The sequence below is a fragment of the Gemmata palustris genome, assembly GCF_017939745.1.
Lineage (GTDB): Bacteria > Planctomycetota > Planctomycetia > Gemmatales > Gemmataceae > Gemmata > Gemmata palustris.
On the sequence record NZ_JAGKQQ010000001.1, the window covers coordinates 2,560,014 to 2,578,886 of the forward strand.

Annotated in this window: 13 protein-coding genes; 7 read left to right on the top strand and 6 right to left on the bottom strand. The window is 64.8% G+C overall.

Annotated elements, in window-relative coordinates; translation table 11 throughout:
• Positions 1-3: 3 nt before the first annotated feature.
• Positions 4-3,078, bottom strand: a complete 3,075-nt coding sequence (locus tag J8F10_RS10475) for a DUF1553 domain-containing protein (protein WP_210653771.1) — start codon at positions 3,076-3,078, stop codon at positions 4-6.
• Between the two features lie 550 nt (positions 3,079-3,628).
• On the opposite strand from J8F10_RS10475, the gene recN reads away from it, so the two are divergent.
• Positions 3,629-5,338 (top strand): DNA repair protein RecN, encoded by a 1,710-nt coding sequence (gene recN, locus J8F10_RS10480; RefSeq protein ID WP_210653772.1) that lies wholly within the window; start codon positions 3,629-3,631, stop codon positions 5,336-5,338.
• A 137-nt stretch (positions 5,339-5,475) separates the two neighbouring features.
• On the opposite strand, the gene J8F10_RS10485 is transcribed toward recN, so the two are convergent.
• The gene (locus tag J8F10_RS10485) at positions 5,476-7,392 is read right to left on the bottom strand and encodes a potassium channel family protein (protein WP_210653773.1); all 1,917 of its coding nucleotides are present in this window, start codon (positions 7,390-7,392) and stop codon (positions 5,476-5,478) included.
• A gap of 91 nt (positions 7,393-7,483) precedes the next feature.
• Between J8F10_RS10485 and J8F10_RS10490 the strand changes: the two genes are divergently transcribed.
• Together J8F10_RS10490 and J8F10_RS10495 are read left to right on the top strand one after the other, a co-directional pair.
• On the top strand, positions 7,484-7,825 hold the full coding sequence (locus tag J8F10_RS10490) for a (2Fe-2S)-binding protein (RefSeq protein ID WP_210653774.1): 342 nt from the start codon (positions 7,484-7,486) through the stop codon (positions 7,823-7,825).
• 285 nt (positions 7,826-8,110) lie between these two features.
• Entirely contained in the window at positions 8,111-9,409 is a 1,299-nt protein-coding gene (locus tag J8F10_RS10495) for an RNA polymerase sigma factor (RefSeq protein WP_210653775.1), read from the top strand.
• A 15-nt stretch (positions 9,410-9,424) separates the two neighbouring features.
• Here the strand turns inward: J8F10_RS10495 and J8F10_RS10500 are convergent, their stop codons facing one another.
• Positions 9,425-10,291: a hypothetical protein gene (locus J8F10_RS10500; protein ID WP_210653776.1), complete on the bottom strand. Its 867-nt coding sequence runs from the start codon at positions 10,289-10,291 to the stop codon at positions 9,425-9,427.
• Positions 10,292-10,528: 237 nt separating this feature from the next.
• Between J8F10_RS10500 and J8F10_RS10505 the strand changes: the two genes are divergently transcribed.
• Positions 10,529-11,890 carry a hypothetical protein gene (locus J8F10_RS10505; RefSeq protein ID WP_210653777.1) on the top strand — a complete coding sequence of 454 codons (1,362 nt, stop codon included), beginning with the start codon at positions 10,529-10,531 and terminating at the stop codon, positions 11,888-11,890.
• A 103-nt stretch (positions 11,891-11,993) separates the two neighbouring features.
• Here the strand turns inward: J8F10_RS10505 and J8F10_RS10510 are convergent, their stop codons facing one another.
• Complete coding sequence (locus J8F10_RS10510; protein WP_210653778.1) at positions 11,994-12,845, bottom strand: SDR family NAD(P)-dependent oxidoreductase; 852 nt, start codon at positions 12,843-12,845, stop codon at positions 11,994-11,996.
• Positions 12,846-12,944: 99 nt separating this feature from the next.
• On the opposite strand from J8F10_RS10510, the gene J8F10_RS10515 reads away from it, so the two are divergent.
• The gene (locus tag J8F10_RS10515; protein WP_210653779.1) at positions 12,945-14,129 is read left to right on the top strand and encodes an N-acetylglucosamine-6-phosphate deacetylase; all 1,185 of its coding nucleotides are present in this window, start codon (positions 12,945-12,947) and stop codon (positions 14,127-14,129) included.
• Between the two features lie 67 nt (positions 14,130-14,196).
• Here the strand turns inward: J8F10_RS10515 and J8F10_RS10520 are convergent, their stop codons facing one another.
• The gene (locus tag J8F10_RS10520; protein WP_210653780.1) at positions 14,197-16,383 is read right to left on the bottom strand and encodes a DUF4139 domain-containing protein; all 2,187 of its coding nucleotides are present in this window, start codon (positions 16,381-16,383) and stop codon (positions 14,197-14,199) included.
• 163 nt (positions 16,384-16,546) lie between these two features.
• Positions 16,547-17,803, bottom strand: coding sequence for a glycosyltransferase family 4 protein (locus J8F10_RS10525; RefSeq protein ID WP_210653781.1), 1,257 nt, complete (start codon positions 17,801-17,803; stop codon positions 16,547-16,549).
• A gap of 136 nt (positions 17,804-17,939) precedes the next feature.
• Between J8F10_RS10525 and J8F10_RS10530 the strand changes: the two genes are divergently transcribed.
• Positions 17,940-18,350: a putative quinol monooxygenase gene (locus J8F10_RS10530; protein WP_210653782.1), complete on the top strand. Its 411-nt coding sequence runs from the start codon at positions 17,940-17,942 to the stop codon at positions 18,348-18,350.
• A 52-nt stretch (positions 18,351-18,402) separates the two neighbouring features.
• Positions 18,403-18,720, top strand: coding sequence for a DUF6968 family protein (locus J8F10_RS40760; RefSeq protein WP_390891105.1), 318 nt, complete (start codon positions 18,403-18,405; stop codon positions 18,718-18,720).
• The last annotated feature ends 153 nt before the right edge of the window (positions 18,721-18,873 follow it).

Genomic DNA, 18,873 nt, shown 5'->3' on the forward strand with positions numbered 1-18,873 from the left:
CGGTCACTCCACGAACACGAACTCGTTGGACGCCAGTAGGACGCGGCACAGCCCGCGCCACACCCGGAGCTGGCTCCCTTCAGTGGCTGGGCCGGCTGTTTCTTCCGATTTTTGGAGGTACGCGACCACCCGCGCCTCTTCTCGAGTGGTCGGGGGGCGACCGTATACCCGGCGGTAAGCCTCGTGAACGCGGTCCGCGTCGGTGCCCCGAACCGCCAGAACTGCTTTCGCGAACGCTTCGGCGGCCTGGTCCGCCAGCGCGCTGTTGAGCATGAACAGCGATTGTGTCGGGATCGTGGTCGCGGTCCGCTGGCCGTTAGGCACCGACGGATCGGGGAAGTCCAGCGTCTGGAACACATCGTAGACAGCGCTGCGGACGACCGGCAGGTACACGGAGCGCCGAGTGTGCGCGTAACCCTCGTAGTTGCGGTTCCCGGTGCCGGTGATGTATTGCCGCGGGGTCGCCTTCAGGAGCGTACCGCCCACCGTCCGGTCGAGCAACCCGGAGACGGCGAGCATCCCGTCGCGCACTTCTTCCGCGTCCAGCCGGCGGCGGGTGAAGTGCGAGAGCAACTTGTTGTCGGGGTCTTTCTGGAGTGCTGCGGGTTCCGCTTGGGAACTCATTCGGTACGCGGCCGAGGTGACGATGAGCCGGTGCATGTGCTTGACGGACCACTTCGCCCCGACGAATTCCGCCGCGAGCCAGTCGAGCAGTTCGGGGTGCGTGGGGCGGTCGCCGAGCCGACCGAAGTTGTCCGTCGAGCGCACCAGCCCGGCCCCGAAGTGCCCGGCCCAAATGCGATTCACCATGACCCGCGCGGTGAGCGGGTGGTCGGGCCTCGTGAGCCACTCCGCGAACTCCCGGCGCCCGCTCCGGTCGGCCCCGAGTGGCAACGGAGCGCTCCCGGCCATGATTTGGGGGAACCGACGCGGGGCGTCCGCACCGAGTGTGGTGTGGTTCCCTCGAAGGTGGACCCGCAGGTTCTCGCCCTTCGCGTCCTCGACGGCCATGACCTCGTCCACCGGCGGCTTCGCCTTTTCGGTGGCGGTGAGCTTCTCCCGGAGGCGCTTGAGTTCGTCCGCGTGCGCGCCTTGGGTGTCCGCGTCCAGTTCGGGCGAGTCCCGGAACGGTCCGTCGGCAGACGTGACGAGCGCGTCGAGGTCCGCCCCGGTCGGCGGCTTGCCCTCGCGTTTCGCGATCACGTCCACCCACTCGCGCAGGAGCGACGTTAACAGTTTCCGGTCCGCAGCAGCGCGCTCCACAGGCAGCGGGGCGACCGCCACCTGTTCGGCCGTCATGGGGAGCAGGGCGAACTTGTCCAGGTGCGGAACCGGGCCGTTCCGCTCGAACCGGACGACCGCTTTGCCGGCGGGGAGCGCGACGACCGCTTCGGCCGCCCACGTCTGCGCGTCGGGGTTCCACGAGCCGGTCTTCGCCCCACACGCCTCGCCCGCGGCGAGCCGGCCGTTGACTAAAATTCGCACCGGTCGGCGGTCCGCGGCGGCGTAGCGAACCGCGAACTGATACGTCCCTTCCTTCGGAACGTCGAGATCGTACTCCGCGTAGTTCGGGAGCGGTCCGGCGTTGATGATGACGCCGATGCCCGCGCCGTACCCGTCCGTCAGCTTGAGGACGTTCCCGCGCGTGAACGCTTCCGACTCGACCAGCAGGGCGCCCGCGGGCGGGTTCTTGCTGGGGTCGGGCGCGACGAGCTTCAGCGCCCCGCGCCGGCGGTAGACCTCGACTGCTGCGGCCGCGTACTCGGCCGCGCGCTTTTTCTCCTCCGCCAGTCGCGCGGCGGTTGTGGCCCGGGCGCGGGCCTCTGCCGCGCTCACTTTGGCGCGGGCCTCTGTCACCGCCTTCTCGTGGGCGGCCAGTGCCGCAATGGAACTGGCGGTGCCGATCGGGCGCTCGTTCCACGCGGCCACCACCGTGTGGTTCCGCATCGTCTTCGTCGAGTAGAAGAACCCCGCCAGACCGTAGTAGTCGCTCGCGGTGACCGGGTCGAACTTGTGGTCGTGGCACCGGGCACAGCCGAGCGTGAGGCCCATGAACGCCTGGCCGAGCGTGTCGAGTTGCTCGTCGATGATGTCCATCCGCATCTTGGCCGGGTCGTCCTCGGCGAGCATCTTCGGCCCGATGACGAGGAACCCGGTGGCGGTGAGCCGGTCGGCACGGTCGGCGTCGGTCCCGCCGGGGATCAGGTCGCCGGCAATCTGATCGCGGACGAACTGGTCATACGGTTTGTCAGTGTTGAAGCTCTTGATGACCCAGTCGCGGTACCGCCAGGCGTTCACATACGCGAGGTTCTCGTCCATCCCGTTGCTGTCCGCGTACCGGGCCACGTCGAGCCACCGGCGCCCCCACTTCTCGCCGTAAGCCGGCGACGCGAGCAGGCGCGTGACCACCTTCTCGTAAGCATCGGGCGCGGCATCCTTCAGGAACGTGTCCACTTCTTCCGGGGTCGGCGGTAGCCCGGTCAGGTCGAACGTGACGCGCCGGAGCAGGACGCGCCTGTCGACGGGCGGCGCGAACGACAGCCCGGTGCCGCTCAACTTCGCGAGCAAGAATCGGTCGATATCGTTTCGGACCTCGGATTTCGGATCTCGGATTTCCGGCGCGGCGGGCCGGCGCACGGGCTGGAACGCCCAGAACGCCTTCTCCTCCGGTGTGAAGATCCGCTCCGTAGCTTTGGGGGCCACGGTGAGAGCCCCGGAATCGGGCCACGGCGCCCCCGCCTGGACCCACTCCTTGATCGCGGCGATTTCGGCCGCGGGAAGCTTCGTCTTCGGCGGCATCTTCAGTTCGCCGTCGTGCGCGAGCGTGCGGAGGAGCAACCCCTCGTCGGGTTTCCCGGGCACGAGGGCCGCGCCGCGCTCGCCGCCGGCGAGGAGCGCCGCGCGCGAATCGACCCGCAGCCCGCCCTTTTGCTTCTCCGGGCCGTGGCACGAAACACACTTCTCGATCAGTACCGGCCGCACTTTCTTCTCGAAGTGCGCGTCCGGCGGCGCGGCGAGCCCGGTCGTGCCAGAGCCGGCCAGGACGAAAGCCACGAACGCAAAGCGAAGCGTGGACAAGGGCCGTCTCCGAGCAGGTGGGGGTGGCGGGTGGGCGAGCGAGCAGTGGAATCAGTCTACCCGCGGGCGCGCCCGTTCAAAAGCCCCTACTCCGTAGTTCCTCGCGTTTGCCCTTACGGTGGTATCGAGGGGCGGGGCCGAGGTGGTGCGCTCGTTCCGCGAGATCAGGACCGTACCACCTTTCGAGCCCCGACCGGCCACCATCCGGGCCGGAACTGGGACCGCGCACATCAAGCGCCGCGGACTCACACCGAAGCCGCAATGCGCCCGATTCGTTCGTAACCCCGACGGTTCTCGAAGTGCCCGAGGAATCACATCGGCGCAACCGCATTAGCGCAGCCACTCGTTCTCTCCAAACTCCGGGTGCGGGTCGCGTGCGAGAACCATCTCACGGAAAACGGGGCCACGAACCTGCGGTCCGCACCGAAATTACCGAATTTGCGGACTTTAGGCATCCGCGGGGGCACCAACTGCGGGCGCGGTTCCCGCAGAAAACTGTACTTGTGTGACTCACCTTCACCCGGCCGCGGGGCGGGCGTACTATTGCGGTATGCTCCGCGAATTGTCCGTACAAAATCTCGCGCTGATCGAAGACGTGCGAGTCGAATTGCACTCGGGGTTCTGCGCCTGGACCGGGGAAACCGGGGCCGGGAAGTCTCTGCTCCTCGGCGCCCTCGGTCTGCTGCTCGGCGAGCGCGGCAGCGCCGAACTGATCCGCGCCGGCGCGGACGAACTTCGGGTCACGGGCCGGTTCGAGCTGTCCCGCCCCGAACAGCGCGCGGCGGCCGCCGAACTTCTGCAAACCGAGTTCGAGGAAGACGACCTGATTCTGACGCGCCGGCTGTCCCGGTCCGGGCGCAGTTCCGCCCTCGTAAACGACGTACCCGTTGCGGTGTCCACGCTCCGGCGCATTGGCGAAATGCTCGTGGACGTTCACGGTCAGCGAGAAAGCTACTCGCTCCTCCAGCCCGCGTACCAGCTCGAACTGCTCGACGCTTTCGGCAAGCTCACCGACCTCCGCAAGAAATACACCGAGAAGGCCGACCGGGTGCGCGAGCTGCGCGCGCAATTTAAGGGGCTTTCCGAGGTGAAACAGGCGCGCCAGCGGGAACTCGCCCTCGTCCGTTTTGAACGCGAAGACCTGGACAACGCGAAACTCACCCCGAACGAGCTGCCGTCCCTCGTCAAAGAGCGCGAGCGGCTCATTCACGCCCAGAGCCTCGCGAAGTTCACCAGCGGCGTCGCCGCGCGCCTCTCCGACGACGACGGCGCGGTGGCCGAAGTGCTCGGCCGGCTCCTCAAGGAGTCCCTCAAGTGGTCGTCGTTCGACCCGAAGCTCGCCGAAGTGAGTCAGCGCCTTGACGCGCTGCGCCCAGAAATCGAAGACCTGGCGGACACGTGCCGCGACCTCGCGGAGCGCTTCGAGGCCGACCCGGACCGGCTCGAGGAAGTCGAAAAGCGCATCGCGCTCTTGAAGAAGCTCCAAGCTCGTTACGGCAAAACGCCGGACGAACTGCTCGCCTACCGCGACACGCTCGACGCGAAGGAAACCGAACTTCAGAAGCAGGAAGACGACCTCAGCGGTATCGACACCCGGTTGCGCAGCGCCTACGCGGAAATGAAGGACGCGGCCGTCACGTTGAGCAAGGGGCGCGCGAAAGTGGCGAAAAGGCTCGCCGCCGACGCGCAAAAACACCTCGCCGACCTGGGGATGCCGAAGGCAAAGCTCGATGCGGCCATCGAACTGATTACGCTCCCCGAAGATCCGATGGCCGAAGACGTGCCCGCGACCGGCATCGACCAACTCGAACTGATCCTCACCGCCAACCCCGGCGAACCGGCCCGCCCGCTGCGCAAGGTCGCGAGCGGCGGGGAATTGTCGCGCACCATGCTCGCGCTGAAGACCGTTCTCGCGGCCCACGACCCGGTTCGCACACTCGTTGTGTTCGATGAAATCGATGCGAACGTGGGCGGGCGCCTCGGCGACGTGCTCGGCCAGAAGCTCTCGACCCTCGGCCAATCGCACCAGGTGCTGTGCGTCACACACTTACCGCAGGTCGCGAGCTACGCGACGTACCAGTGGACGATCCGCAAGGAATCGACGACGAAACGCACCGCAACGACCATCACCCAACTGTTGACGGAAGAGGCCCGCGTCGAGGAACTCGCGATGATGCTGCGGGGCGAGTCGCGTTCCGAGACGACCCGCAAGGAAGCCGCCGAAATGCTGCGCGCGGCCGAACTGCAACGCGCGGGGTGAGGCCAGAATGCAAATTCGCCGCGGATAAACGCAGATAACACGGATCAGGCCAAGCGGACCGAACAGTTCTCTGGTCCGTACCGCGAAACACAAAGGCCAAACGTACCGTTCAACATCGCGTAGCACGGCAGGTCATTTTACTCAATCCGCGTGACCACTTTTTCGCGCTCCAGTTGTTCGGTTAATTCTTGTGCCTCCCCTCGCGTTAAGCCGTCGCGGAGTACGAACGGCACCGCCGCCATCGTCGCGCTGGCTTCTTCGACCGTGCAGCCGCGCTGGAGCCGGACGTGCGTGGCCAGCACCCCCGTGGCCGTCGGGGGGAACGCATCGACCACAACGCGACTCGCGGTGACGGGCTGTTGGAGCCGCAGGAGGCGCTCGTAGTCGGGCAACTCGGCCACAACGGTGAGTTTGTCGCCCACCTTCAGCCGATAGCCGCGCGTGTCGCTCAGGTCGCGGCCCGAAAGGGCAACGGGCAGCAGCGCGTAATCGAGCACGATCGCTCGCAGCGATTTGCCGTTCAGGGGGTCATCGGCGTCGTTCACGAGCAGGTCGATGACGACCAGTGTGTGCCCGACGGCGGACACGAGTGTTTGCACGCTGTCGCCGTAGAGTGCGGACGCGAACGCCGGGGCCGCGAGCGCGGGGACCGACATCGCGTTTCGGATCTCGGCCGCCTCGCGCACGGCCTCCGCGAACTCCGGCTCGCTGAGGCGCACCACGACCCGCTGCTTCGGATTCATCTCGCGCACCAGGAGCGCGATTTCAATGTTGCCGAGTTCGCTCGACGTGGCCGCGATCACGGCTTTCGCGGAGTCCGCCCGGACCTGGCGCAGCACCTCCGGCACGGTCGCGTCGCCGACGAACACGGGAACACCCATGCGCCGAACGGTCTCGAAGAACGGCCCATCGTTCTCCTTGTCGATGGCCACGATGCGCTCGCCCATCGTGGTGAGTTCCTGTACCAGCCGGTAACCGACGTTCCCCAGACCGCACACAACGACGTGCCCCCCGTCCGGCACCCGGCGCACTTCGAGCGCACCGCCCAGGCGCGCGCGAATGAGGTAGTTCGTGAGAATGGCGGTGAACCCCGCGATGAGTGCGGCGCCGGCCAGTTTCAAGATGCTAATGAACACCTTCACCCATTCCGGCTTGTTCTCGCCGTGCAGTTCGCCGCCGGTCGCGATGATGCTGACCGTCTGGTACAACCCGTCGCCCCACGCGGTGCCGACGCCGTAACGGAAGATCAGTGTACTCATGAACAGTGTGGTAAACAGCACCGGCGTGATGATCTTCACCGAGAGATCGACTTCGAGGAGCGTGCGCCGGGCGGTACGGACCCACCGGCGGAGCGCGCTCGCCCACTGTACCCCGGCGAGCAGGTCGCCGCGGAGCCGCTCCAGCAGTTTTTGGAGCGCGAGCGGCGGCCCGCAGACAATGAGTCGGTCGCCGGGCGACAAGGTGGCGTCGCTATTGACCGCTAGAAGAAATTGCGGGGCGCCGTGAGCCGGTACGAACGCGAGCGGAACGAAGTTGTGTTCGGCCGCGAGGTCCGCGACGCGCTTCCCGATCAGCTCCGAGTCCGCGGCCGCGACGAGTTCGGAAATTTGCCGCGGGCCGTCATCGAGTTTGAACGCCCCGAGGGTATCGCCGGTCACCGCGGTGAGCGCCATGACCGGCGCGATGAGTGCGGACACGCTGAGCGCAACCGTGTTCTTCACCGCGCCGCCGAACCGCGCGATCAGGTTCTGGTTGAACATGCGGACCACCACGCGGGCGGTCGGGTTCAGTTTGCGCGCGAGCAGAGCGGTGGAGATGTTGACCAGATCATCGGACGTGACGATCACGACCCCGCGCGCGTCTTTGATGCCGGCCTGTTCGAGCAGTTCGTGCCGCCGGCAGTCGCCTTTGAACGCGGTGACCCCGGCCAGGCGCGGGTCACCGGGATCGACCTTGATGTCGATCACAACGACCGGCAGCCCGGCGGCCCGGAGCGAATCGAGCACGCGCCAGCCGACGCGCCCCAGCCCGCACAGCAGCACCGGCCGTTCCATGAGATCACGCTTTCCGTTGCAGTTCGGGCTTCACACAGCGGATAATAGAGCAGACGCAGCACCCCGACACCCAGCTATTCGGACGGCGCGAATGAATCTGGACGATAAAGTTTGTTACTGCTTTCACGTGTCGCGCCGGAAGCTGGTGAACTGGGTGCGGCACAACGCGCCGAAGGTACCGAGCCAGCTCTCGATGTGCGGCGGGGCGGGCACCGGCTGCGGGTGGTGCATCCCGTTCTTGAAGCAGATTTTCAAGCAGGGAACCGGACCGGGCGCCGGCTGTGCATCGTGTGTCGCGACCCCGGATGACGCGATCGATGCGCTCACGCCGGAGGAGTACGCAGCGCTCCGTGCGGAATACGTGAAGGCCGGCAACGGTACGCCCCCGCCGGGTGCGGAGCCGTTACCGGAAGTGAACAGTGAGGGGCCGTGAATCTCGGCGACAGCAAGGCTCACCCTTCAGTATTCCGGCGCCCCTGACGGCGGATCAGACACCGACCGATTTTCGCCGCGGACCAAAACACATCGCAGCAGACTCGATTCCGATCGCGTGACTCGGAACGCCAAACGGCTCGGCGTTCCGATGTTCCATAACTCCAGCGCGCTTTTCCCGCTCCGACCCGCGAACCCGGGTTGTCGAGAATTCAGAAAAATGGAATGAAGGAATCGCCGGAACGCGGATCTTTACGAGCGAGGACACTGGGTCAGGGACGGAATCATGCCGAGAGAGGAACCGACGCTTCTGGCTGCCCACATCCGCAGGGTGTTCGCGCCCGAGATCGAGGTACTAACGGATGCGGAACTCATCGGGCGGTTCGCCGAGCACCGGAACGCGACCGCGTTCGAGGCGCTGGTGTGGCGCCACGGGCCGATGGTTTGGGCCACGTGCCGCCGCGTCCTCCGGCACCAGCACGACGTCGAGGACGCTTTCCAGGCTACCTTTCTCGCCCTCGCTCGGGCCGCAAAGTCGATCGGCACCCGGCCGGTCGTTGGTGGGTGGCTGCACCGGGTCGCGACGAATGCCGCTCTGAAGCTGAAAGCGGGTCGAAGGGCGGCCGAGTTGACAGCCGACGTTCCCGCGCGACTCGAATCCGATTCCGGGAACCTGGCCGGGATCGTGGACGAGGAGCTGGGTCGACTCCCGGAGCGGATGAGAGCGGCATTCGTCTTGTGCTGTCTGGAGGGCATGACCAGCGCGGAGGCGGCCCGCGAACTCGGGTGCCCGGTCGGGACGGTCGATTCGCGCCTACACGCGGCTCGCGCCCGGCTCCGAGACCGACTGACCCGCCGCGGCTTCGGCCCCGGGGCAATGGCCGGACTTGTACTGGTTGCCGCTCCTCCGGCGACCAGTGTGGCAACCGCCATCGGTACCGGAACCGGTGCCCCACCCCGCCCCACAGTGGATGCGTTGGCGAATCACGTGAGCCGAATTATGACGAGTGGAGTGAGAACCATGAAAAGAGTGATAGCAGCAACGCTGGTCGGCGTGTTCACCAGCGCGGTCTGGGCGTTCGGCGGTTTTGGGGACGTCCCAACTCCCGCGCCAAAAGCGGAACCGCCGAGCGTTCCGGCCGCTCGGCCCCCTGTCGTGCCCGCCGTCCCGGGCGGCGCGCCGGTGGCGGCCCGGCCGCGTCAGCCCGGTGGCGTCCTCGGGGACCGGCTGGGAGAATATCTGACCATTGAGGGGGCTGGTGTAGAGGGCGGGAAAGTCGAGACCGGATCACTGGTGGTGGACACGGTGAACGGCAAGAAACTAGACAAGCCGGTCACGGTCTTGGTTCGCGGCCTCGACTACCCGGCCATGACGACACGATCGATCAACCTTCCGGCCAAGCAGCGGTACGTTCTGAAGGGGTACGAGTCCGGGGAGATGATCGGAACCCCGTCCGGGCTCCTGGACGCCGCGAAGGAGCAAGGGCGAACGGACGTGCTCCTGAGTCAAGCCGTGTGGCGGTGGCGCCCCTATTTCGTCGCCCGCATCGCGGTCGAGCCGAAGGGACTGGAACTTCCCAAGTAATCTGGAACTCCTTACTCACCAGTGGTTCGGCAACTTCTCGCTCCGCAGCCACGCGGTGTACCACAGGTCCAGCGTGAGTTGCGCCCCGGCCCGGACCCGGGCCAGGATGAACGCGCGGCTCTCAGCGGTCGGCTTGTCGAATTCGCCGGCGGCGTCGAAGGCGTAGCACTTCGGGATGTGGGTGTGCGATTCCTCAATGAACTTGTTGACGTGTACCCACACGTCGTCGATCTTCTTCGCCTCCAGTCCGCGGCACACCTCTTCCGGCGTGATCTTGTTCTTCTCGGGGAACCCGTCGATCTTCGCGTGAATGCCCTTTTGTTTCACAGTGCCATCGGGCTGGTTCAGGCCGTCGTAGTCGCGGGTGGTGTGCAACGGCATCGCGGCGTCGCCCGTGTAGTGCGCGAGTGTGCCGCCGTGGACCAAACACTTCATCGGGATCGAGGTGTTCGTCGGGGCCTTGCGGTAGTCGTAAAACCCGACTACCAGTTTCTCGTAATACTCCACGATCGCGTAGGGCAGCATCCCGACCTTGTTGGGTTCCTTTTTCAGCTCCGTGTAGATCATTTTCAGCGCGTCGTAGCGGTGCGTGGCGGGGAGCTTTTTGTTGTCGAGATCTTCCAAGTCGAGGAAGTGGTTACCCTCTTCTTCGCGCCGGAGGAAGCTCATCTCGCGGTTCTTCCAGCGGTCCGGGTCCGAGGCGAAGTGCGCGAGGTGCTTGCCGCCGTTGCGGTAGAACGCGGGCACGTCGTCCGGCAAACGCGCCGCGGCCGCTTCCGCGACCGTCTCGTGTCCGCCGGACCACCAAGCCCGGGCAAAGCTGCCCAGCACCCCCGCCACAACGACCACCGCGGACAACAGAACGACCGTGCGCCGATTCATAGTGCGTGCCCCGCTCACCAAAGGAGGTTCCCCAACCCGGTTACAGCCCCGGGTTTACCCGGTCAAACGCGATTTCTCGACGAAGTGCTCAACCGGGCTACGTGTACCAGCCGATTGTAAAGGATACCCGGCAGGATGTCGGGTGAAACGAAGGCAGTGCAAAGTGAAGATTTGAAGACCGATGTGCGCCCGCGTGTAGGATTTTTCGTTTTGCATTGCCTGGCAGGGAGGCCGGACATGCCTCGTGGGGTGTGGGTAGCGCTGGCGTTGTTGGCGACCGGGATCGCGAGCCCGGCCGTCGCGCAACAGCTCGGCCCGCTCGAACCGACGGGCGGCCCGCCCGTTTCGTTGGACTCGACCCCGGTTCAGTCCACCAGAGATCCGTCGCGCCCGCCGCCGATTCTCGGCGCACCGGTCGCGATTGTGGACCGCCCCTCACAACCGAACGTTGCACCCGCCGGATTCGTGGACGCACCCGCTGAGCGCAAACCCCAGCGCGGCGCCGCGTTCGGGGCGCCCAGTGCGGCCGCATCGTTCGGCACACCCGCGCCGAACGAGCCCGCAACGCCGGTGCCCACTGCGGTCGTGGATTCGGCCCTCGCGCGCACCGCGTACACCCCGCCCGCAGTGGACCCGGTCAACGAGTTCCTCACCAAGCGGTCGGAACTCAAGGACGATAAGGCGCCGAGCGAGCCCAAAAAACCGAAGCCCGAATTCGCGTCCCGCAAGTTCGGCGACTCGTTCGAGAAGATTTTCGGCGACCACAACGGCGGGTGGTTCCGCAGCGACCACATGTTTGATGGGTTCATTTCTCCCGTGAGCAACCCCTTCCTCGCGGAAGACCCCCGGTCGCTCACCGAAGTGCGCCCGATCTTCATTTACCAGAAGGTGCCGAACGACCAGCGCGATTTCCGCGGCGGAAACGTTTCGTTCTTCGGGGCACAGGCGCGCGTGGCGATTACCGACCGCTGGTCGGTGGTGTTCAACAAAATCGGCGGCATTTCGGTGAACACGGGGAGCGGGTCGCCGTTCGCCGACGACACCGGGTTCGCGGAACTGTGGCTCGGGCCGAAGTACACGTTCTACCGCGGCGAGGATAACGGCGCGATCGTCGCGGCCGGGTTGCAGTTCCAACTTCCGGTCGGGTCGAAGGCGACGTTCCAGGACACGGGAACGCTCTCGCTCGTACCGTATGTGACCTACGGCCAGAACTTCCTCCGCGACTTCCGGCTCGGGAGCTTCAACAGCATCATCGCGTCGGGGTACTCGTTCAGCACGGACAACCAGCGGAGCGATTACTACTGGCTGTCGGCCCACCTAGACTTCGACGCGGGCAACCTACACCGGTTCTACCCGCTCGCGGAACTGAACTGGTTCCTGTACACGTCGAGCGGCAAGGCCATGCCGATCGGGAGCGAGGGGCGCGACCTGATTAACTTCGGCGGGCAGGCCAAGAACGGGCTGCTCACGGGGACGCTCGGCGGGCGCGTGAAGATCACCGAAAGCGCGCAGTTCGGTGCGGGTTTTGAAGTGCCGCTCGCGGGGCCGAAGGACATCTTCCGCTACCGCTTCACGCTGGACTTCATCCTGCGGTATTGAGCGACTGGGTGGCGAACAGCCGGTGTGAGCCGGCTGGTAAGAGTGGCATGGAGTCCGTGGGCACGAGAAGTCCTCACCGGCCGTTCGCCCACAATCAAGGCCGTTATTTGGCGACTGCCGCCTCGGTCTGCTTCTTCTTGCGCTCGGCGATCTCGTCGGCGAACAGTTCGCGCACCTTCTTCTTCGAGAAGAAGTCCACGATCCACGGCGCAAACCGGTTCACCATAACCAGCATTTTCCCCTTGAGAGTGAGCGTTACGTCCAGGCTCCCACGCTCGATGGCCTTCAGCGTTGCGCCCGCGACCTCTTCGCTCGTCATGCCGCGCAGGTGGTCGAGCTGCATCTTCGCTTTTTGTTCCAGCATGTTCTTCGAGAAGTTCGTCTGCGTGAGGCCGGGCGAGACGACCAGCACATCGATACCGTCTTTCGCGAGTTCGGCGCGGATGGCCTCGCTGAAACCCATCACCGCGAACTTGCTCGCCGAGTACAGCGACCGCGCTGGCAGCGCCCGCTTGCCCACGACCGACGAGATGTTCACGATCGCGGGCGTCGCACCTTGCTTCAGCAGCGGAAGGAACGCGCGCGTGGTTTCTGTTAGTCCGAAGAAGTTCGTCTCGAAGATTTGACGTAGCACTTCCGGTTCAGAGTCCATGAAGTGCCCGGTGGCACCGATACCGGCGTTGTTGACGAGCACGTCCATGCCGCCGAAGTGCTGCGTCGCGGCGGCCACCATCGCGACCCGGTCCTCGGGCTTCGTCACGTCCGCGACCACCGTCTGAACGACACCGTTGGTCTTGCGCACTTCGGCCGCGAGTTCGTCCAACAGGGGTTGCGAGCGCGCTGCGGCCAGCACCTTACACCCGCGCTTCGCGGCTTCCAGTACGAGCGCCCGGCCGATGCCCTGCGACGCACCCGTAACCAGCACCCGCAACCCACTCAGATTTCGCCGCGCCATGACTCGCCTCCGGTGATCGGTACCGTTGTTCTACAACAACACGCCGGTCGCGTGTTGGCCCGCGGGCTAACATGAGCTGGGTAAATTTGAGGGAATGAAATGGCTGTAACGGTTTTCACGAACGCGACACTCGTGCTCCCGGACAAGCTCGTGCCGAACGCGAGTTTAGCGATCGAGCGCGGGCGCATTTTGGAAGTCGGGACCGCGACCAAAGGCACGATCGATCTCGGCGGGATGTACCTCACTCCGGGGTTCGTGGACCTGCACGTTCACGGCGGCGACGGGGCCGACTTCATGGACGGCACCGCGGAGGCGTTTCGCGCTGTTTGCCGGTGTCACGCGCGTCACGGGACCACGAGTCTCACGCCCACGAGCACCGTCGCGACCGGTCCGCAGTACGACCAGTTTCTCGCACTGTGCGGGGAACTGTACGGCGACGTCCCCGGTGGTGCGCGGATCATCGGGAGCCACTTTTACGGCCCGTACTTCGCGCGCCCGGCCCGCGGGTGCCACCCGGACCAGGAGTTCCTGGTTCCCAAACCCGAGAACGCGGACCGCTTCACGAAGCTCGCCGAACGGATGCCCCTCGTGGTGACGGTCGCGCCCGAAATCGAGAACGCGGAGTGGCTGGTACGCACCTACGCCCCGCGCGGGGTACGGTTCAACGCGGGGCACAGCCACGGTACGTTTTCGCAGGTAGAAGCCGCGGTGTCGTGGGGCGTGCGGCACATCGACCATCTGTTCTGTGCGATGTCCGACCGCGCCCGGTTGCGGGTCTCGCAGGCGTTCCCGATGCGCGGCGGGATGCTCGAAGCGACGCTGTATTTTGACGAACTCACGACGGAAGTCATTGCGGATGGTAAGCACCTGTCGCCGGACTTGTTGCGGCTCGCGTACAAGGTAAAGGGACCGGACCGGCTCGCGCTGGTGACCGATTCGATGCGCGCGGTAGACCAGCCCGACGGCGAATACTGGTTCGGCGCGAGCGGCAGCGGGGAGCGCGTGCTGAAGAAGGACGGCGTGGGCGTCACGCTCGATGGGACCGCACTCGCATCGTGCGTAATGGGAATGGACCACTGCTTGCGGACGATGCACTTCTCGGCCGGTGTGCCGCTGCCCGAAGCGGTGCGGATGGCATCACTCACGCCCGCTCGCATCCTCGGCGTGGAAAAAGACGTGGGCAGCCTGGAAGTCGGGAAGAGCGCGGATTTGGTCGTGCTCGATCGCACACTGCACGTGCAACAGGTGTTCGTCGGTGGCGAACGTGTGAACGGGGTTGCGTAGGTCACCGTGATTGCGCAACGAACGGCCCGCAAGCGAAAGCTCGCGGGCCGTTCGTCGGTTCTTCATCTCAGTCAGAGATGTTGGCGAGGTAGTCTTCGTACTTCTTGCGCGCCTGGAACTCGTCGGCCACGAGCCCCTTCTGCTTGGCCGTGAGCGCGTCGATCTCCTTCTCTTGGTCCGAGAGCTTCTTCAGGTACGTCGCGTACACCTCGGATTCCTTCGGGGTCTCGCGCAGGTTCTTCCGAATCCGGTCCTGGTCCGTCGTGAACCGCTGGAGGTCCGCGTTCACCTGATTCAGTTCGCGCGCGGTGTGGTCCCAGGTGCCCTTGATCTTGAGCGCCTCGTTGAGCTTCTGTTTGAGACTCGCACTGATTTCGTTCAGGGCCACGAAGTACCGGATCTGGTCTTCCGCGCCGTTGGTCAGCGCGATCGTGCTCACGTCGTCGCGTTCTTCTTTGATTGTGTGCGACTTGGTTTCACCGGCCTTGACCTGGATCTGGAACCGGAGCACCTCGGGCGTGTCCTCGGCCGGCTTGTCGGTGTCCACCAACTTGAACTGCTGACTCGTCCGGTTCGGGTGCTCGATCAACAGCGCGCGGTCCGTCTGTGAGCGGTTGATCGCCTTGTACGTCGTCTCTTCTGTGACCTTCGTGGTGGTCGTCACGATGCCTTTCACGGCCTTGACGCTGGTGATCTTCTGCTTCCCCGCGCCCGCCTTGGGATCGACCTCGGTGCCCAGGTCGATCGCGTAGGAGAGTAAGCGTTCTTCGTTGGGTTGAACATCGAGTACGCGGGTGTCCCCGGCGTAAGTGCTCCCCTCGAACACCGTGATCGGTCCCTGGTTCAAGTGCGCGCCGCTCGTGTTCTTGAGACGCAGCCCGAGCAACGGGTGCTTGGCTTGCACGCCCGCGTTGTAGATACTCACCCGCGTGCCTTCGATTTCCTTCCCGACGATGGGAAGCAGCGCGCTCTTCTGCCGGACCAGCGTGACCGGGTGGTCGATCGTGTACTGGAAGAAGTCCCCCAGCGCCCCAGCCGTCGCCGCGTTGCCGACCGTGCCGGTGTTCAGGCGCCGGGCCAAATCCGCGGCTGTGTCTTTCGCATACCTGCCGTCGTTTTTATGATCCGCTTCAGCAAGGCTTAAGGGCACGGGCGCTGCGGCGCCCTTTGGCATCGCGCCCCAGCGCGCTCCGAAGCCTTTGCCCCCCATACCTCCGGGTTTGGCTTCGTCGAACTTCGCGCTTTCTCCCGGTGGCCCATCGACTGGCCCGTTGTGATTACTCTTGAACCCGCCCGAGTAGGTGACAGGTCGGAGCGAGGCGAAGAGTTCGGGTTCGACGGTGGGTCGGTTGATGTAGAGCGGGTTGTACAGGTCCATCTTGAAGCTGATCGGGCGCCCGGACACGAGCGCCATTTTGACCGTGGACCAGTCCTCGTCGGTCGGGTTCTCGACCATCGCCCAGCCCTGCAGGTACGGCTTCTCCTTCTCATTCATCAGTAGGCGGTACGAGGTCTTCCAGATCGGGGCATCGATCACGTAGCCGACCTGGACCTTGCGCTTGCCCTCACCCGCGAAGTGCAACTGTACCGCCTTCTTCTGAGAATCGTGGCTCAGCGCCAGCACTTCTAGGGCGCGACGGAACTCGCTCTCGATCACCGGGTTCGAGAACCGCAGTGACTGGATGTCGGCCATCTTGATGGCGCGCATCCCCTCCGCGCACCACATATTGAGCACTTCGGCGTCGATGGTCTGCGCCCCGGCCGGGACTTTCTGCTTCTCGACACCGACGATGGTGCCGTTGAGCTTACCGGGTTGGTTCGCTGCGGTCGCGCTGACCGCAACCTCGATGCGCTCGCCGCGCAACTGGCCGATGATTCCCGCGAACGTCGGGTTGTTGTTTAAGTTGATCGCGAACGAGCTGAGCGTGCGTGCGATGGGCTCGCGGGAGTCGTAGGAGACGGCGCTGATGCGACCGTTTCCGAAATCCTCGAGGACCATGCTCTTGAGCAGGTCGTTCACGTCCGATTCTGGGAACGTGAGGTCCACCCGCGCTTCGCCCTCGACTTCGCCCGAGCGCGAGAAGTACCCGACGCCACTGTTGAACAGCACCACGCGGGTGATCGGGAGCGTGGTCGCGGGTTTCAGGTCTTGTTTCGCTTCGCCCGCCGCGCTGAGCCATTGATCGACGCCCACACCCAACCCGACCGCGCCCGCGACCGGAACGCCCCACAGCAGCCACTTCGCGCGAAACATGGCGAGGAACCTCGATTTGAGGAAACGAGCCGTCCCTCGGAGCGAGGCGACGGGGAGAGTCACCCTACTTGACGAGCGACGCGGCGCGATCGCTTGGACGAAAGGCGAAAGTTACAGTCGCGTGACGTTCTGGAACGCGATTGAAGCGAAAACGTGCAACTGGTTAGGCCTCGACCAGAGCCGGTTTGCGTGCGACCGCGGTCCACACGCTATCGAGCCGTTCGGCGAGCAGTTCCCAGGAATAGCGAGCCAGAACCTGGCGCCGGCCGCGTTCGGCGGTGTCTTGCAGTTCTTCCGGGCGCCGGATCGCGTCGAGCGTGAGTTTCACCATTTCGTCGAGCGTGTTCGCAACGAGCAAATCGCGATCCGGGGTCAGCTCCAACCCCTCGGCCCCAACCCGCGTGCTGACGACCGGCGTTTCGGCCGCGAGTGCTTCGAGGATCTTCAGCCGGGAACCGCCGCCGATGCGGAGCGGTACCGTGAGGAACCCGCAGCGCGCGAGGAAGGGCCGCACGTCTGGCACATCGGCGTGAAGTTCCGCGCCGGGCGTTGCCGCGGCGAGTGAGCGCAACCACTCGGGCGGTCGGCGCCCCACCAGAACGGCCGTCGCGTGCGGAACCTGGGCACGCACGCGGGGCAGAACTTCGTTGAGGAGTTGCTCCGCGGCGTCCTGGTTCGGGCGCCAGTCGAGGCTGCCCATGAAGAGCATTTGGGCCGGGTCGCGTTCGACGTCGCGTTGCGGGCGGAAGTAATCGACGTCCACCCCGTTATCAACGACTTTGACGCGGGTCGCGCCGAATTCCGTGCGCATGAGCGCGGCGTCCTCGCGACTCACTGCGATGGACGCGGTCGCGGAGGAATAGGCCCAGCGCTCGAATCGCTCAAATTTCTGCAACTGTTTGCGGATGTACCACCGCTTCATCGAGTTGTCGGCCGTCTCGACGTAGCGCCGCCAGATGAGCGATTCAACATTGTGCGCCATCACGCTCCACGCGGTGGAGTGGATTTGCTCCCCCAGTGCGTCCAGGAGCACCTGGGCATAGGGGGTCCACTCACAGTGCCACACGTCGACCGCGTTCTCGTTCGCGAACGTGCGGACCGCCTCGGAGAGTTCGGGGCTGGCGTGCGTGCTGACCGAGTACGGCAGAGGGGAAAGCAGGTTCCCCGCTAGGCGCGCGTAAAAGCCGGCACCGGATTTCGATGGCACCGCGCGATCCACGACGATCGTGTCGATGCCGGCCACACGAAATGCGTCCTCGGCGTCCAGGGCTTCGGTGCGGTCCGGGTTCCGGTGGCAGAGCACCGTCACTTTGTGCCGCGTCGCGAGGCGCCGGAGCAAATTGAAGGTGCGGATTCGCTTTCCAGACGTCAGCGGAAACGGCAACTCTTCGTCCAGAACCGCAATGTTGAGTACGCGCATGGGAATTCCCCTCCCGGCATTTAGGGCGGGGGATTCTCTCTAAAGTTTTGGATGGGAGCAACCGCAGTTTTCCGCGTGCAATTCGCCACGCGGTGTGGTTCGATAACTCCGCCCAAATTCTCAAGGAGACTGACCCATGTTTCGTGCGTTGCTAATCACCGCTCCTCTTGCGCTGCTTGTTGTTGCTACCCCAACCCCTGCGGCCGATGAGAACCCGGTCGTCGCGCTCATTAAGTCGAAGGTCAAGGACGAGAAGAAGCCGTTCGCGCTCCTGGTCACGTTCAAGGTGAAAGCGGGTAACGAGAAGAAATTCGAGGAAGCGTTCGCACCGGCGCTAGTCGCCACGCGGAAGGAACCGGGGTGCGTCGCGTACTTCCTCAACCGCGACCCGGACGAACCCACCACTTACGTGATGTACGAGCACTTCAAGGGCATCGCCGCGCTCGAAGCTCACATGAAGGAAAAACACACCGGGACGCTGCTCGGGACCGTGGTTCCGATGTGTGAGGGCGACCCGAAGATCAAGGTTCTGGCCGTCCCGGAGTAACGCCAGTCGGCAAACAATCGGTGACGAATGAGGTAAACGAAAAGGGGGAGAGTTGGACCCAATTGCTGAAAGGACGCTGGTGTGCCTCTATCCAGATGGGGCAAGCGTACCTGTCCAACTTCTCATCGGGCAGCCACGTCCTCATCCAAAAGGCGATTGGTGCTGTGAAGTGTCCGGCGAAGGAATGCGCCTGTGGACGGGCACAAGCACCATCGTCGGTATTGACTCCTGGCAAGCCCTGCTGCTTAGTTTACGTTTTCTCCGAGCGATGCTTGAGGCTGAGGTGGAACGAGGAGCACTTCTCCACGGGCCAGACGGTATCACTGTCATCAGCCCCGAAGAACTCTTTGGGGAAACAGGTCAGAGTTAGGAGGTTATCAGATTAATAGTCCGGTAATCGACACGCGACTGAGTTCGGCGCGCTAAACAAGTACCGAACGAGGAACACTGCCTGTTTCTGCGATTTTCGCGTGGTTCAGGGCCGTGTCCCGCCCCCTTGCGGTCGCGGCTCGTCCTCTCGTTT

Bases quoted from the DNA above. Each gene is read 5' to 3' on its own strand.
- recN (WP_210653772.1), top strand. From the start codon at position 3,629: ATGCTCCGCGAATTGTCCGTACAAAATCTCGCGCTGATCGAAGACGTG.
- J8F10_RS10485 (WP_210653773.1), bottom strand. From the start codon at position 7,392: ATGGAACGGCCGGTGCTGCTGTGCGGGCTGGGGCGCGTCGGCTGGCGC.
- J8F10_RS10490 (WP_210653774.1), top strand. From the start codon at position 7,484: ATGAATCTGGACGATAAAGTTTGTTACTGCTTTCACGTGTCGCGCCGG.
- J8F10_RS10495 (WP_210653775.1), top strand. From the start codon at position 8,111: ATGCCGAGAGAGGAACCGACGCTTCTGGCTGCCCACATCCGCAGGGTG.
- J8F10_RS10500 (WP_210653776.1), bottom strand. From the start codon at position 10,291: ATGAATCGGCGCACGGTCGTTCTGTTGTCCGCGGTGGTCGTTGTGGCG.
- J8F10_RS10505 (WP_210653777.1), top strand. From the start codon at position 10,529: ATGCCTCGTGGGGTGTGGGTAGCGCTGGCGTTGTTGGCGACCGGGATC.
- J8F10_RS10510 (WP_210653778.1), bottom strand. From the start codon at position 12,845: ATGGCGCGGCGAAATCTGAGTGGGTTGCGGGTGCTGGTTACGGGTGCG.
- J8F10_RS10515 (WP_210653779.1), top strand. From the start codon at position 12,945: ATGGCTGTAACGGTTTTCACGAACGCGACACTCGTGCTCCCGGACAAG.
- J8F10_RS10520 (WP_210653780.1), bottom strand. From the start codon at position 16,383: ATGTTTCGCGCGAAGTGGCTGCTGTGGGGCGTTCCGGTCGCGGGCGCG.
- J8F10_RS10525 (WP_210653781.1), bottom strand. From the start codon at position 17,803: ATGCGCGTACTCAACATTGCGGTTCTGGACGAAGAGTTGCCGTTTCCG.
- J8F10_RS10530 (WP_210653782.1), top strand. From the start codon at position 17,940: ATGTTTCGTGCGTTGCTAATCACCGCTCCTCTTGCGCTGCTTGTTGTT.